The organism is Roseivirga sp., from assembly GCF_049099775.1.
Classification (GTDB): Bacteria; Bacteroidota; Bacteroidia; order Cytophagales; family Cyclobacteriaceae; genus Roseivirga.
On sequence record NZ_JAGDZM010000007.1, the window covers coordinates 426,464 to 441,968 of the forward strand.

Consider the following 15,505-nt stretch of genomic DNA (forward strand, 5'->3'; position numbering starts at 1 on the left):
TTCGATGATCTGATTTTAATGACTAAACCTACACCGCCTTCATCTTTTTACTAAACATCCAATTAGCCACTATCACAAGTATAACATACTCTAACCCCAGTATCCAAAACCCAGGATCTATAAAGAAGCTGAGGTGATCGCCTCCTGCTGGAATAATAAATAGTGGAACTGTGATCACCGAATCCAATAGCATTGTGAGGGAAAACATGTAACCTGCCAATGGTAACCCATTGGTTCGTGTGCCCTTCTTATTGTAAAAGTATACTCCTATTACAATTGCAGGAATCAGAGCAACAGTTAGAAACCAATTCGCTTGCTCGTTTGCATTGTCCATCAATGAGAAGTTATAGGAGCCAACAAAGGCGCTGACTCCCATAGCCCAAATGATCAATGCTGAAAGACTTGCTTTTTTTATATGAACACTTTGCATGATCTTATGATTGTTAGATGCTTTCTGGTATAGATTGGCTCCATACGCCGGTTTTAACGGTTTTCTCTACGTATTCCTTAAAGTCGGTGGCTTTTCTGCCCAAGACTTTTTCTATGTCGTGAGATACGTCCTGATTCTCTGGATTGCCAAGCACTTCTTCAAAAAGGTAGCTAAAGAGCCAGATATAAGAATCAGGTAAACCAGCTCCTTTCATTCCTTCAGCAAAGGCTTCAATGGAAATGGGTATGTATTGAAGGTCTCTACCGATTCCTTCGGCCATGGTTGCAACAACTTCTTTGAAAGTCATTTTTCTCGGGCCAGTTACTGTTATCGTCTGACCATTATAAGAATCATCCGTCAATACCTTAGTCACTACATCGGCGATGTCATCTGCATCTACAAATGGGATTTCTGCATCTGGCATGGGCAAGGCAACTTGTCCAGCTAAGACAAAATCGAGAAAGGCACCTTCACTAAAATTCTGATTGAACCATGAAGCCCTTACCAAAGTGTAATTTAACCCAGAGTTAGCCACGATTTGTTCGCATGCCTCTGCCTCAGTCTCTCCTTTTCCAGATAAGAGTACCACTTTTTCTAAACCCTGTTTAAGAGCGGTTTCAGTTAGTGTTGAGATGGCTTCTTTTGCCCCTGGTACCGCTAAATCTGGATAATAGACGATGTACGCTCGATCCATTCCTTTCAAGGCTTCGGCATATGTACTTGGATCCTCCCAATCGAATGCTGGAGCGCTTTTGCGACTACCAATTCGAACATTGTGACCCTGTTTTGATAAGTTTTCTACTACTCGGCGACCAGTTTTACCAGTTCCACCGATAACTAAAATGTTGTGTTTCATTTTTTCGATTTTTGAGTTTAAATAATTATCTGATGAGCCATATATGACCCGTTTATTGATTTTCTTGAATGTTTTAAAGGCTGTAATTAAACGTGATACCTGTCACCGCTTGATGTCTCGATCCGGAACTTCTAAGCAAGTTTGATTTGGCTATAGGATCACCCAACCTATTGTAATTGAAGTAAAGACTTGTTGAGACTCTAGTGCTCATAGGAATGAGGATTGATCCTGTAAAGCCGATAGACAGTGCACTTGATGTTGGTCTGTAAACCGCAATATTTGATTCCTGAGATTGTGTTTGATTAACACCGAAGAAGGTATCGTTGTATTCGGAATTGGTCATTCTCATCATAGGACCAGCTCCATATTGGATAGACTTACCAAAAGCTTGAAACTTCTCTACAAACTGAGCACTAAATTCTGCTATTAGCCCGTTGTGTCCTCCGATCCCCTTTCTTAAGTTGAAATTCGATACAATAGAACCATGGGTGTATTGAACATAAACGCCAGGTTCTACAGAGAAATCGATATCACCGAGCCCAATAAGATCGCTTGTATTCTTACCAACTACGCGACCGGGTAAAGTTCCATCTTCGAACCGACCGATATTGAACCGCATCAACGCTCCGATACTCCAGGCATCAAATTGGAACGCCTTGTAACGTAAACCTTCGAAAAGAGAAGCCGAAAACTTATCCGAATATGTGGCGGTAAAATTCGGAAACATGACTGTTTGGTAATTATTATCTCCCAAGTAGGAGGGCACAACCGCCATACCTATTCCCATTGAATAGGACCATTGCTCGACCTTTTTTTCCTGTCCACTGACATTGCTTTTGATAGAAAGAACTAGAATTGCTAGCATAACACTAATTTTGACCGATCGAAATCTGTTGATTTTAATTTTGTGTTTCATTTTTTCGATTTTTGAGTTTGACATACTTTGGGCTATTTCATGAGTTTGAGTGTGTTGAAAATGGAGGCAGCAGCAAGAATGAATGACGCTACTGCGCAAGTGGTTCTTATGAGATGGAACCTATTCCATTTCGATTCATAATAGAGTCGCAGATCATGCAGTTCGGCTTTACTAAGCTGATTTAGATTTGTGTGCTCCAACTGATCATTCAGTGGTACATTTCCTAGCCCTGTTACCGCAATTGTTCCGATTAAATACGTTATAGCAGCGATAATCATTAACCAAAAGGCACTCTTTCCTACATGGAACTGATAATAACTTGACGCACCTAGGAATAGTAGACTGCCGAAGAATACCATGAAGAACATCGGATTGAGTATTGCCCGATTAATAGACTGCATAGCTTCTAAATAGGCCTCCGAGCCGATTTTTTGAGTTCCGGGAATTACGGAAACCGACCAAGCAAAGAAAAGTCCTGCCGAAAGCCCTGTGAAGACAACCGCTCCAAACAGGCTCAATGTTTTAATTGAGATTTCCATGATCAATTGGTTTTTAGAATGGTTAACCAGCAACTGATCTTTCCAGATGTCTCAATGATTGAGTGTAATTCACCTTTCCTTTTATTAAGAAATTGGAGGGTCTTATAAGTTTTTGAATCGTAAAGAAACTGCAAGTCAGTCTCTTTGAGCCATGAACTTGAAAAAGCTTGTACCGCTAAGAACCCGGTGAGCAAGCCTATCCAGATCATACAGGTTTGTCTTTTTTTCATTTTACTGCGAGTTTTAATTCGTTTGTAAAATTGAAGGCAAATCGAGCGGGAAACTTGACACTTTGAGCCAGTGTTTTGACAGTTTAGGCCAAAACGAAATTATTGATCAATTTTTACGAAATTCTAGGGGTGCCGAACCGGTCCATCGCTTAAAGGCGCGGTTAAAGGCACTTTGTTCCGAAAAGCCTGTTTGGTATGCTATTTCGGCAATACTCATTTTTGTATTCGAAAGTAAATCTTTGGCGATTTCCTCTTGTGAGTTTTTGATGAGGTCTCTAAAGGTGACGCCATTTTCTCCTAGTCTGCGCGTAAGAGTTCTATTACTCATACCCATTTGCTCGCTCACTTGTACAATTCCTGGAATGCCACTAGGTAGAGCATCTCTTATGAGTGTTTCTACATCTCTAGCTATTTTTGTCGCATTTAATTCTAAGCCTTTAGTCTCTTCTTCTACTCTTTCAACTAAGAATTGATTGATGTTTTTATCCGCTTTAGCTGTTCTTTTTTCGAGATCAACGGTCTTGTAAGAAATTGAATTCTGTGGTTGGTTAAATAGAATGGGGCATTGGAAGGCTTGATTATAGCTTGACAGATCGTGCGGTGGATCGTGTTTGAATGTAACCTGAGTTGGCCTAATGTCAGTTTCTGTCATCGCTTCTAAAACAACAATTGTAGCTGAAATTGTGGCTTCGTTTGAAAGTTCTAAACCCCTTCTATAAGCATCTCGGTAGAGAAAAATGGTTGATTGATCTCCAGCTTTTTCTACTTTAAAAACATAAGTATTCGAAAGCATTTTGAAATACCTTTCACTTCTATCGAAGATTTCACCTGCCCAAGAACATGTGCGCCAAGAAAGTCCAAGTACGCCATAGTCTTCAATTTTCATTTGTTGACCTACACGCACTGAAAAACCGGGACCTAATTTTTCATCTAGGATTTCGTGAAGCTCGAAAAAATGATCTGCCGGAACAGCTTGTAGGTGATCTAAGTCTTTAATTGGGGTGGGAATATCATTTAACTCATCTTTATCGATCCCCTCAGCAATTGCCCAGTTGATCATTTTCTTGTAAAGGTTAATCGATATGTAATTCATGGTAAGCCGGTCGCCATTTTCAGACGGCTACCAAATTAATATTTAATCAATTTATTAACAATTGGCTATTTCCAAAGATCAGGGGCCATGATTTGAACTTGAATGGTGTCTATTTAGAGGCTTTTAATTAGCGGTCTCTCTTCTTAAATATCCCTAGAATAGGCCAAAAGAATAACTTAGCAAAGGTGAATTTGGCCCCGGATGCTGGAACGTATAGCAATTCCATCCATTCTCCAAAGGGTTGATCTGTAATTAGTTCCGTATAGGTCGATGATGGATTAGCGACCTGATCCATCAGTTTGGCTCTTCCCTCATTATCTTGAATCTTCTCTATAATCTCATCCTCTATTCGTTCTAAGAGTTCTCCTTGAAGCTTTATAAAGGCCTCTGCAACTATTTTCTGGAACTCATTGGAAGGGGAGAGTCTCGCTAAACTAGATAGATGAATACTTTCTTTTACCTCATTGGCCAAATGTAAATGCATTGACCAGGCATCGTCCATGGTCGTTAGAGCCACTACATTATAGAAATGGGCAATTTCCTTTTCCGAATACTCGCTTTTTAAATCCGACTTTTGAGCGCTGGATAGAACATTTTCACTAGGACGAAATCCATTTACCAGTATTTGGTGTCTATCCTCTTGAAATATTTTTCTTTGTCGTTCAACAATTTCTGAATAAGTATTTAGCGTTTTTCTGATCTTCTGATTTTGCTCTTCGACCTTCTGCTGAACTTTGTTTATCGCCTCGATCGTTACCGGGTGATTGGCGTATTTATCTAGGTTACTTTTAATTTTCTGAGGTAAAAAGTCAAGAACCCCTACGTCAGAAAGCAGTTGATCTTCCAAACTAATGAAGAACTGAGATTTACCAGGGTCACCTTGCCTGCCAGCACGTCCCCTTAATTGGTCATCTATTCGTTTGCTTTCATGTTTATACGTACCGATTACGTATAAGCCTCCGACTGATTTCACCTGTATATGTTCTTCTAAATCGTCATTTCCCAGTTTTATATCAGTACCGCGACCAGCCATTGCCGTCGAAACGGTGACTTGGTTTAATCGACCTGCCTGGCTAATGATTTCAGCTTCTTTAGCATCTACCTTGGCATTCAATAAATTTACTTTTATGCCATTTGAGCTAAGCATTTCTGCAATCCGTTCAGATGCTTCTACACTTTCAGTACCTACAAGAACTGGTTGTCCTGTACCATTAGTCTTTAATACCTCTTCAACTATGGCAGCCTCTTTTAAAGCTGTTTTGGCAAAGACCTTATCCGCCTTGTCTTTTCTAATAAGTGGCTTTTCGGTAGATATAGGTACAACAGAAAGCTCATAAACTTCTTGTAACTCTTTGGCTGAAGAAAGTGCCGTTCCTGTCATGCCAGAGAGTTGGGCATATTGTTTTAGAAAATCTCTGAGGGTAATAGAACCTAGTAATTGACTACCGGCGTTGATCGTTAACCCCTCTTTCGCTTCAATTGCTGCTTGAAGTCCATCTGCCCACCTTCTTTTATCAGCAACTCTGCCAGTGAATTGATCGACTTGTTCAACTTGATCTTCACGGATGATATAGTCGTCATCCTTTTTGAGTAGAAAGTGCGCATGAAGCGCTAGATTGACATAATTAAGTGTTCTGACAGAAGATTGACTGTATAAGTTCTTAATGCCCAGCGTTACTTCTACTTCATGAAGTCCTTTATCAGTTAAGTAAACCTGATTCGTTTCCGGACTAGATTCAAAATCTTCGTTGAACTTCAGCTTTTTTACGATGGCCGAAATTTCTTTCAAGCGTTCATGTTCTCCTTTACGATTTTTGGATATTATTAATGGTACGCGCGCCTCATCGATGAGTATAGAATCGGCTTCATCAATAATGGCTACATTAAATTTACGATGAACATTGTCATTAGCCGCATAGATCATTCCATCCCTTAAATAGTCGAACCCAGCTTCTCGGGCCGTTACATATGTAATGTCACAAGCGTAAGCCTTTTTTCGTTCTTCTCGTTCCGAATCTTCAGTGATAAACCCTATAGTTAAGCCTAAAAAGTCAGCAATGGGCCGCATCCAATTTGCATCTCTTTCAGACAAATAATCATTGAAAGTCAGTACATGGACACCTTGATTACCCAATGCATGAAAACTTGTGGCGAAAACGGCGGTCAAGGTTTTTCCCTCACCGGTTTTCATTTCGATAATGTTATGGTCAATCAAGTGAAAACCACCAACTATTTGGCTATCGAAGGGTTCAATCTTTAAAGTGCGCTTGATTACTTCTGAAACAAGGGCGTGATGTTTTGCAATGAAGCTGGAGTTAATAGAGCCTTTTGAATATCGCTCCTTTAACTTTTGATACTCAATTCTTAAATCTTCTTTCTTGAGTACTTTAAAGCTTGTACGTTCATGACGAACTTGTTCCAAGAATTTGGATTGTACTTTGTCGTATTTACGCTTAGAGTCTTTAAACACAATGTTTTTAAGGAAATTAATTTCTTTACTCTAACATAACTACAATTTCCGAATGATGGGTTCATGTTCTTGTATAAACGGGCTGAATGCTGGTTGCAAGAATCGGTTACTTAAAGTTTTATTCAGCCTTCAATACCTCTACCGGATTTCTTTTGTTAAGCTTCATGATTTGTAGTACTAAGGTTGTCAGCAAAATGCATGTTAAGAATCCGAAGGCAATGAGAATACTCATACCATTCATTTCGATGCGATACATATAAGCTTCCAGCCATTTTTTTCCAAATGTCCAAATAAGAGGAATTGATAATAAAAGGCTTATAACTGCGATCAGTAGGTATTCTTTACCAATTAAGCCAAACAGATTGGTCAATTTCGCTCCCAGTACTTTTCTAATACCCATTTCTTTAAGCCTCCTTTCTAAGTTGTATGAAATAATGGCGTAGAACCCCAGAAGTGTTATCAGTATAGCGATGAGTGAAAATGCCATCATTAATGTTCTCTGTACTTGCTCTGCCTGGTAGAGCCTGTCAACTTCTTGATCTGCGAAGGTGAGTTTTATGGGTAGTTCCGGAAACATCCTATCCCAAACTGCCTCGATTTTTCCAATTAATGATGGATAGTCATCTGATGCCGTCTTGATTAAGATATTGTTCATCCAGATCGGCTCATATGCAAATACTACCGGGTCGATTGTCGCATGAAGACTTTCTTGATGAAAATCCTTCACTACGCCTACAATAGGTGCTCGCCCAAGGCTCAGTGCACCTATAGACCAAGTAATTTGTTGGTTGATGGCTTCTTCTGGTGTAGACCAGCCAAATATTTTTAAGGCACTTTCATTGATCATGTAAGCCCTTCGCTTATTTAATAAAAATGTGCCAAGATCTTCTTCTGGATCTGGTAGTCGTGGTTGACTTCTCGTGCTTGATGGTATGTTTGAACCGGCCACTAGATCAATACCTAAGACATCTAAACCATTGAAATCCATCACCTGAATATCTGCCGTAAATGCTTCACCCTCTGGCCTACCAGATACGACAACGCGACCTTCATCTTTTACAGGTCTAGAAGGTAGCTCTAGAATGGCACTGACATCTTTAATACCATTGACCCCCAATAATTCTGATTTGAATACCTCGTAAGAAGTTTTCGCTTCCCTAGGAATATTATCTATCGCCAGTAATTGATCCTTGTCATATCCCAATTGACGACTCGTTAGGTAAGAGAACTGTCTTTGGAGTAGAAGAGTGCCTGATAGCAGTGTTAAGGTGATTAAAAATTGTAAACCAATAAGCGATTTTTTGAAACGTGTGTGTTTGGGAAGTGAATCGACTTTCCCCCTGAGGGAGGAACCCAATGCATATCTCATAACAATTCGAGCGGGGTATGCGGAGGAAACTAATGCAATTAGAACGATTAAGCCTGATCCACCAAGAATTACGCTGGTCCAGTTAAGGAATAATTGATGACCAGTGAGAGACGCTAACAGTGGACTGATGGCAAGGTATAATATTACTGCTACCAAAATACTTGCCCCTATCAGTACGACTGCTTCTACCATAAACATGGCGTATAATTGACTTTTCTCAGAGCCCAAAACTCTTCTTACGCCCACTTCTTTAGACCTGGATAGCGATTTAACAATGCTGAGATTGGCAAAATTGACAGAAGAGATAAGTACCAGAAAGATCGCCACAATACTAAACAAGACGATGTAAGAAGAATTACTATTTGCTTTTAGTTCTCTGCTCAAATTTGAATGGAGGTGAATATCAACAATGGGTTGTAGTCCTAGTGTTGTGCCCTCACCACCATTTATGTCTTTTTCTTTTACGAACTCAGGTAGTTTTTCTTTTAATCCTAGGGCATCACGGCTCTGATTCAATAAGAGATAGATATAAGCCCAGCCAACGCGTTCGTCCGAACCATTAATAGAACTTAAAAAACTAATAGGAAGATGTGTATTAGAAGGTTGGTCTTCCATGACCCCGGTAACCGTATAGCTAAGGCGCATATCTGTGGCATCATTATGAATTTTTATAATTCGACCTATTGGGTTTTGATTGCCAAAATATTTTGTGGCAATGGATTCAGTCAGCACTACGGTTTGAGGTTCTGTTAATGCACTTTTGTCCCCAGCTAAGAGCTTGAAGTCGAACATTTCGAAGACTTCTGGATCTACAGCAAATGCATTGGACTCCGTAAATTTTTGTTCTTCGACCAAAACCCGTCTAGGCCGAAATGACTGGAATCTAACCAGGGATTTTATTTCTGGAGCTTCTTCTGCGAGTTCGTTTATATATGGAAGGTTTACTCGCGCCCAATGGATGTCATAACCATCATTGTTTTGAAACCGCTGCGTAACTCTGAAGACTCTGTCTGCATTAGTATGGTATCGATCGTAGCTCAATTCATGAGAAACAAAGGCAAATATGGCTAGTGCAAAAGCGAAAGCCAGAGACATTCCAGCAAGGTTTATAAAAGTGTAAGTTTTATTCTTGACTAAGTTCCGGAAAGAAATTTTGAAGTAGTTTCTTGTCATCATTACACTAGAATTTTTTCGTGAAGCTTTAAAAATGTGTGGTCGCATTAGTCTAAATACTTCCCACCAATACTGAAGTTTTGCCCTAAGAACTCCATTGCTATAACTGTTATCTAAAAACTGTTCTTCAAGATCACCTATCAATTCATTGGCCCAGTCTTCGGCGCAAAAGAATGTCAATAGCTTTTTGGCATATTTAGGTGGTTTAGGGCTTGACATGCTTAATGACGGTTGGTTGAAAGGTTTGCCCACATAGACTGTCTTGTGAATTGGATTTGTTCTAACATCCGCAAACCCTTAGAGCTTAATTTATACAACCTTTTACTTCTTCCTCCTCGTTTTTGAGAAGCACCTCCCATTTCAGAATCAAGGAGCCCTTTCTTTTCTAATCGATAAAGTATGGTGTGGATAGTACCAATAGACCAGCTCAACTTGACCTGTGTTTTTATTTCCAACTGAAGTCCATAGGCATAAGCCTCTGGTTCTAAGCTACCCACGGCTAGAAGTACAATTTCTTCTTGTTGACTGATATTTTCTTGAATCATATGATTTGTTCTCTGAATACAAAACAAATACTCATGAGAGTAACGAAGTCCTAATGAATAGGTTACACAATTCTCTTAAATCGAGTCGAATTACTTTTTCTACCCGATAAGAATAATAGTACCTGCCCAAATTCTTGGGTATTCTCTTGCATAAGAGAATCAAAAATTTCGGTTCGAGAGTAAGACTGTTAAACCTCATTTCGTGGTTCTCACTGAGTGATTATCCTTATATCTGACCAGCTCTAATTCTGTAAATATGGTGGTAAAGAGTAAAATATTTGCTCCTGCTCTTATGGAATCGTTTGCAATTTTTTGATAAAAACTTTTGGCAGAATAAAATATTTTCTGAAATTGGTTGACCAGTTGCTGGTAAACTAATTATACATTGTGAAAGAATTATTAAAAAACCTTACCGAAATCGTCATTGAGAAGCCCTCAGATAAGATTATATCTCAAATCAAAGATCTAATTTCCTCTGGGCAGTTAAAGCCTGGAGACAAACTTCCGTCTGAAAGGCAGCTGAGTGAGCGCTTTATGGTAGGTAGAACCTATGTCCGAGACGCTATTAGAAAACTTGAGTTTTATGGGATCGTGAAAACGCTTCCCCAAAGTGGTACAGTTGTATCAGGTTTGGGTATTAGAGCTTTAGAAGGACTTATTTCCGATGTATTGAAAATGGAGGGTAGTGATTTTGGTGCATTGGCTGAAACTCGTGTGCTACTAGAAACAAAATCAGCTTATCTGGCTGCCCTTAGACGAACTGATGAAGACGTGATTGCTATGAAAGATGCATTGGCAACTTATGAGGCCTCTGTACTCGATGGTGAGTCATCTACCGAAAATGATCTACTTTTTCACCTCAAAATTGTAGAAGCAGCAAAGAACCCGGTGCTAATGTCTTTGATGATGATTATCACGCCGGATATACTTTCATTTTTTGATAAAAATAATGTTTGCTCGGGAGATCGGCCAATGATGGCGCTCAGAGAGCATCATGATATCCTTCGTCATATCGAAAACAAGGATGCCGCCAATGCAGAAATTGCCATGCGGAATCATTTAGAGGAACTCTTGACTTTTTCAACCAAACTAAATTCCCCAAAACCATGAGAATATTAGAATAGCTAAAAAAAGAAATGGATTAGCTCAGAGCTAACCCATTAGGCAGGCTAAGATCTCTTGAACCCCTTCAAAAGTTAAAGAAGAATCAAAGCAGCATTTGCAAATATACGACAGTGGTTAAAAACTTCCGAGCCTATTCTGTGCTTCCTGCCTCCTAATTTTTAATAAGAATACAACATTTCAACAAGAATTATGATGAGAACAATTAAAATCAGACAGCTGAGATATGCGACACTTACGGTGTTACTTTTCTTCAGTTTCTGTGCTATGCAGGCTAAAGCTCAAACAACGGTCACCGGGACAATTACGGGAGAAGACAACCTTCCTTTACCTTCTGTGACAGTGAGCGTGAAAGGTAGCACAGACGGTACAACATCGGATAATAATGGTAAGTACTCGATTTCAGCTGGACCAAATAGTGTATTAGTCTTTTCCTTCATTGGTATGGTTAGAAAAGAAGTGCCTGTAGATGGCAGAACAACCGTAGACGTAGTACTTATAGAAAGCATTAAATCATTGGACGACGTAGTTGTCGTCGGATATGGTACGCAACAGAAGTCACATTTAACCGGATCGATATCCAAGGTTGCTAATGACAAATTAGATCAAATGGCAGTCTCTCGGGTAGACGATGCGCTTATCGGTCAAGTATCTGGGGTAAATATTCAGGCAACAAATGCTGAACCAGGTGCGGCACCAACCATTACAATACGTGGATTTGGGTCCATTAATGCAAATTCAGGACCAGCAGTCGTAGTTGACGGTATTGTGGTTGACCCAGAATTTCTGGGAAACATGGATATGAATGATGTCGCTTCATTTGAAGTGCTCAAGGATGCGGCTTCAGCCGCCATATATGGTAGTGAGGGATCGAACGGGGTAATTCTTGTTACGACAAAAAGTGGAGAAGCTGGTGAAACCAAGTTTAGTTATGAAACTTATTTTGCTAGAAAAAGTGCGTTTGGTAGCGATGGTTATAGAAAAAGCGTAGCTGATTGGGCAGCGCTTGAGCTATCAGAAGTTGGTGAGCTTTCAAACGAGACTCAATACGCTCAACTACTGGTTGAAACTACGGGTGTAGATAGAGATTGGCAAGATGTGTTTTTTGATGGTGGAAATGTTGTAAGTCACTCTCTTTCAGCCAGAGGCGGAAACCAACAGACTAAGTTTAGTACATCTCTAAGATATTTACATGATGAAGGGGTTGTAATCACTGACGACTATAAGCTTTATACGTTGAACCTCAAGTTGGACTCAAAGTTGACAGAGAGGCTACGTTTTGGGCTTAAAGCAACACCTTCTTATTCTAAGCGTAGAGCATTACCAACCTCAATTCATAATCCAATAAGACAGTCTCCTTGGTTACCTATTTACCATACAGAAGAGACTCTACAGTTTATTAATAGAACAGCTTATCCTAATGTTGGGGTAGGAGATTACTTTTTAGAGAACCATTTAATTCAGCTTGATGTAGATGGAGTTGGTGGAACTGGAAGACCGCGTACTTCTGGAGACATGAATCCTTTTGCTCAATATGTTGAAAGAGAGCACTTTGAGTTCAAAACTAATTTGCTGTCTTCGGCCTATTTAAGTTATAAAATTGCTGATGGCCTTACAGTGAAAACATCGCTTGGTGTGACTCTAGAACAACGTAAAAGAACACGTTATAACGGTACACTACATCATGCAGCAGGAGCAAGTCGTGCTTCTTATAACCTTCAGAACAGATATAGAACAAGGTTGATTTCTGACAATACGATTAACTACCAAAAAGAATTTGGTAATCACGAAGTAGCGGCATTGTTAGGGGCTACATTCCAAAAAAGGTCTTCAGAAAACAGTACGGTATCTGGAAACGGGTTTACCAATGACCTGCTTAAAAACTTGCAAGGTGCTACAATGATTTCCGATTATGAAGAGCTCAATTTTGAGCGGAAAAAGATCGGCTATTTTGCTAGAGTTAATTACGCCTATGCTGATAAATATCTAGTGAGCGCCTCTTTTAGACGCGATGGGAGTTCAGTTTTTGGTGTAGATTCTAAATGGGGAAATTTCCCGGCGATATCTGTCGGTTGGAATGCGCATAATGAGGACTTTTTCATGAGCAACTTAGTTAGCTCACTAAAATTAAGAGTGAGTTATGGATTAACGGGTAACGAAAATTTCAATGTTGGAGATGATATCATCAATGCATACCCATACCTCGCACTATTGAATACTGCCAATGCAGTTACTGATGATGCAATATCACCAGGAGTAGCTGCAAGGAATATTGCAAATACACTCTTACAATGGGAGGCATCTAGAGAATTCAACCCAGGAATTGATTTTGGATTATGGGATGATAGAATTACTGGTTCACTGGATTACTATGTGAGAACAAGTGATAAGCTACTCCTAGAAAATCCTGTTTCTTATGTTACTGGATTTAGTGGCGGTATTGTAAACCTAGGCAAGGTTCAGAACAGAGGAGTTGAGTTAGAAGTGAGAAGTAGAAACTTGACTGAAGGAAAACTAAAGTGGAGCTCTACGATCATTGCTTCTACCAACAAGAACGAGCTTCTCAGTTTTGGTGAATCAGATGGAGCCCTTTTAGAAGATACTTATGGTAGAAACTCGCAATGGATCAACTCTGTAGGTAATCCTATTTCATCTTTTTACGGCTTTGTGGTAGATAGAGAGTTACCTGATACTTATATCAATACTCCTTACCATCCGATTAACAGTTCTGCGGAAGATATCATAGTGAAGGATTTGAACGGCGATGGTATCATCACAGATGAGGACAAAACTATTCTAGGTGACCCATATCCAGATTTGATTTGGAGTTTCACTAATGAGTTTCAATATGGTGATTTTGATTTCTCTATCATGATTCAAGGAAGTCAGGGTGCTGAGGTGAAAAATATTGGTGATCAGTACTTCTTTAACTGGTTTGGCCAGGCTACAGTGAACCCTCAGCAAGCAGTTGACGACGGTGAAGTGCCACACATTTCTTTTATACAAGAAAAGGTACTTACAAACGAAGTTGTTCAGCCAGCAGGTTATTTCTCAGTAAGAAATATCAATATCGGATACAATTTTCCTAAGGAGCAAGCCGCACGATTGGGCTTGGAAAACCTTAGAGTTTACGTTTCGGGTCAGAATTTATTCTACAAGACCTCCGATAGATACTTCGGTTTTAACCCAGAATTTATTGATGGAAATAACCCAAGAGCCTATGGTGCACAAAGAGCTGGTACACCATTATTCAGAACTATGTCTGTAGGACTGAACATCAAATTTTAATCTTGAAAATACTAATTATGAAAAATTTAAAACTTTTAATTCTCGTAGTATTTGGGGTTACTTTCTTTGCCTGTGATACTGATGAGTTCTTAAGTCCATTGCCTGATACAGCGGTGGTTGCCGATGCGTTTTTTAAATCAGATGCTGACGTACTTGCAGGGATAATAGGTATTTATGACGCTGCTCAGGGCGTGAATGAAAATACGACAACCAGTATTACAAATTCTAATCGAGGGGTTCAATTTGAGTACCTCCTCACAGAACATCGTACGGACAATACAAGAGGTGCTACAACCGAAGGTTCTAAAGCAGATTTTCATCGGTATTTGGTAGACCCTAATAATGTTCAGTCGGAAGATTATTACCAATCGATGTACGACATCATATTTAGAGCAAATAACATTTTGCAATTCATAGATGTCGCTGATGAGAGTAATCAGGCTTCATATTCTGCCGAAGCCAAGTTCATGAGAGCTTACGCTTATTTTAATTTGGTGAGACTTTATGGAGGTGTTCCTTTGGTAACGACTGTGGTTGGACCTGAAGACAATGAACCACTCTTTACGAGGGTTGCTACAACTGAAATTTATGCCCAAATCGGAGTTGATTTGCTTGAAGCAATTAGCGGTCTAGACAATACGCATAGGTCTAGAGCGTCACAAGCTGCTGCACAAGGGTTATTAGCCAAAGTATATCTAACACAGGATAGCCCAAATTATACTGGTGCCGCACAATTGTGTGAAGCCATTATTAATGGAGGGCAGTTTGCTTTACAGGCAGATTTCAATGATGTTTTCTATAATGAGTTAAATAGTGAGATTCTATTTGCTATCCAATATCAGGCTGGCAACACACTTGAAAGTCAAAGTTTCTCATCTGAGTTTACATCAGCTTTCCGTCAAGGTAGAGAAGATGGGCTTAATATTCTCAATACAAATCTCATAGACGATTTCACAACATATGGGGGCAATAGATCTGGTGTTTCATATGTCACTTTTGGTACTTCCAATGAAGTAGCCAAATTCTTGCCGGTTGGTTCTGATATTACGACGAGCCCTCCAAGTTATGGTCCTAATGCCCGAGATGCTGGTAATGACTGGATAGTGTTGAGGTATGCTGATGTACTGTTAATGCACGCAGAAGCTATTTTGGCTGGAGGTACTGAAACTACCAACGCCGCTGCCATTAATTCATACATGGCGGTAAGAGAGAGAGCTGGATTTGACGCAGTTGCAGATCGCCCGGCAATACTGACTAAAGATGCTTTACTCATTGAAAGACGCGTAGAACTTGCATTCGAAAATCATCGACTTTTCGATCTAGTAAGACTAGATGTAGCGGATGCAGTTCTAGGTGCGCATGCTCTTGAAATGGGATATGGCAGCTATGATTCAAGAAAACTGTTATTGCCAATCCCTGCTAGAGAAATCAATTTGAGCAAGGGGCTATTGACTCAAAACCCTGGTTATTAAAA

The 15,505-nt window shown here is 39.8% G+C and carries 11 protein-coding genes and 2 pseudogenes; 4 read left to right on the forward strand and 9 right to left on the reverse strand.

Features of this window, described 5'->3' with window-relative positions; genetic code table 11:
• Positions 1 to 28: 28 nt before the first annotated feature.
• The 9 genes from JXQ92_RS12975 to JXQ92_RS13015 form a co-directional block, all read right to left on the reverse strand.
• Entirely contained in the window at positions 29 to 430 is a 402-nt protein-coding gene (locus tag JXQ92_RS12975; protein ID WP_421987049.1) for a DUF5367 family protein, read from the reverse strand.
• 13 nt (positions 431 to 443) lie between these two features.
• A complete protein-coding gene (locus JXQ92_RS12980) occupies positions 444 to 1,286 on the reverse strand; it encodes an NmrA family NAD(P)-binding protein (RefSeq protein ID WP_421987050.1) in 843 nt (280 codons plus the stop codon).
• 73 nt (positions 1,287 to 1,359) lie between these two features.
• Entirely contained in the window at positions 1,360 to 2,202 is an 843-nt protein-coding gene (locus JXQ92_RS12985) for a MipA/OmpV family protein (RefSeq protein WP_421987051.1), read from the reverse strand.
• Between the two features lie 32 nt (positions 2,203 to 2,234).
• Positions 2,235 to 2,741 carry a DUF1772 domain-containing protein gene (locus tag JXQ92_RS12990; protein WP_421987052.1) on the reverse strand — a complete coding sequence of 169 codons (507 nt, stop codon included), beginning with the start codon at positions 2,739 to 2,741 and terminating at the stop codon, positions 2,235 to 2,237.
• A 2-nt stretch (positions 2,742 to 2,743) separates the two neighbouring features.
• Positions 2,744 to 2,971, reverse strand: coding sequence for a hypothetical protein (locus tag JXQ92_RS12995; RefSeq protein WP_421987053.1), 228 nt, complete (start codon positions 2,969 to 2,971; stop codon positions 2,744 to 2,746).
• 106 nt (positions 2,972 to 3,077) lie between these two features.
• Positions 3,078 to 4,064, reverse strand: coding sequence for an AraC family transcriptional regulator ligand-binding domain-containing protein (locus JXQ92_RS13000; protein WP_421987054.1), 987 nt, complete (start codon positions 4,062 to 4,064; stop codon positions 3,078 to 3,080).
• A 127-nt stretch (positions 4,065 to 4,191) separates the two neighbouring features.
• Positions 4,192 to 6,534, reverse strand: a complete 2,343-nt coding sequence (locus JXQ92_RS13005; RefSeq protein ID WP_421987055.1) for an accessory Sec system translocase SecA2 — start codon at positions 6,532 to 6,534, stop codon at positions 4,192 to 4,194.
• A 118-nt stretch (positions 6,535 to 6,652) separates the two neighbouring features.
• Complete coding sequence (locus JXQ92_RS13010; RefSeq protein WP_421987056.1) at positions 6,653 to 9,295, reverse strand: FtsX-like permease family protein; 2,643 nt, start codon at positions 9,293 to 9,295, stop codon at positions 6,653 to 6,655.
• 2 nt (positions 9,296 to 9,297) lie between these two features.
• The gene (locus JXQ92_RS13015; protein ID WP_421987057.1) at positions 9,298 to 9,621 is read right to left on the reverse strand and encodes a PadR family transcriptional regulator; all 324 of its coding nucleotides are present in this window, start codon (positions 9,619 to 9,621) and stop codon (positions 9,298 to 9,300) included.
• 387 nt (positions 9,622 to 10,008) lie between these two features.
• On the opposite strand from JXQ92_RS13015, the pseudogene JXQ92_RS13020 reads away from it, so the two are divergent.
• From JXQ92_RS13020 to JXQ92_RS13035, 4 genes and pseudogenes are all read left to right on the forward strand, one after another.
• Positions 10,009 to 10,674 (forward strand): annotated as a pseudogene (locus JXQ92_RS13020) (FadR/GntR family transcriptional regulator); the annotation flags it as partial.
• A pseudogene (locus JXQ92_RS13025) lies at positions 10,674 to 10,745 on the forward strand (hypothetical protein); the annotation flags it as partial. The pseudogenes JXQ92_RS13020 and JXQ92_RS13025, both read left to right, overlap by 1 nt.
• A gap of 190 nt (positions 10,746 to 10,935) precedes the next feature.
• Positions 10,936 to 14,031: a SusC/RagA family TonB-linked outer membrane protein gene (locus JXQ92_RS13030; protein WP_421987058.1), complete on the forward strand. Its 3,096-nt coding sequence runs from the start codon at positions 10,936 to 10,938 to the stop codon at positions 14,029 to 14,031.
• Between the two features lie 17 nt (positions 14,032 to 14,048).
• On the forward strand, positions 14,049 to 15,503 hold the full coding sequence (locus JXQ92_RS13035) for a RagB/SusD family nutrient uptake outer membrane protein (protein ID WP_421987059.1): 1,455 nt from the start codon (positions 14,049 to 14,051) through the stop codon (positions 15,501 to 15,503).
• Positions 15,504 to 15,505 lie beyond the last annotated feature (2 nt).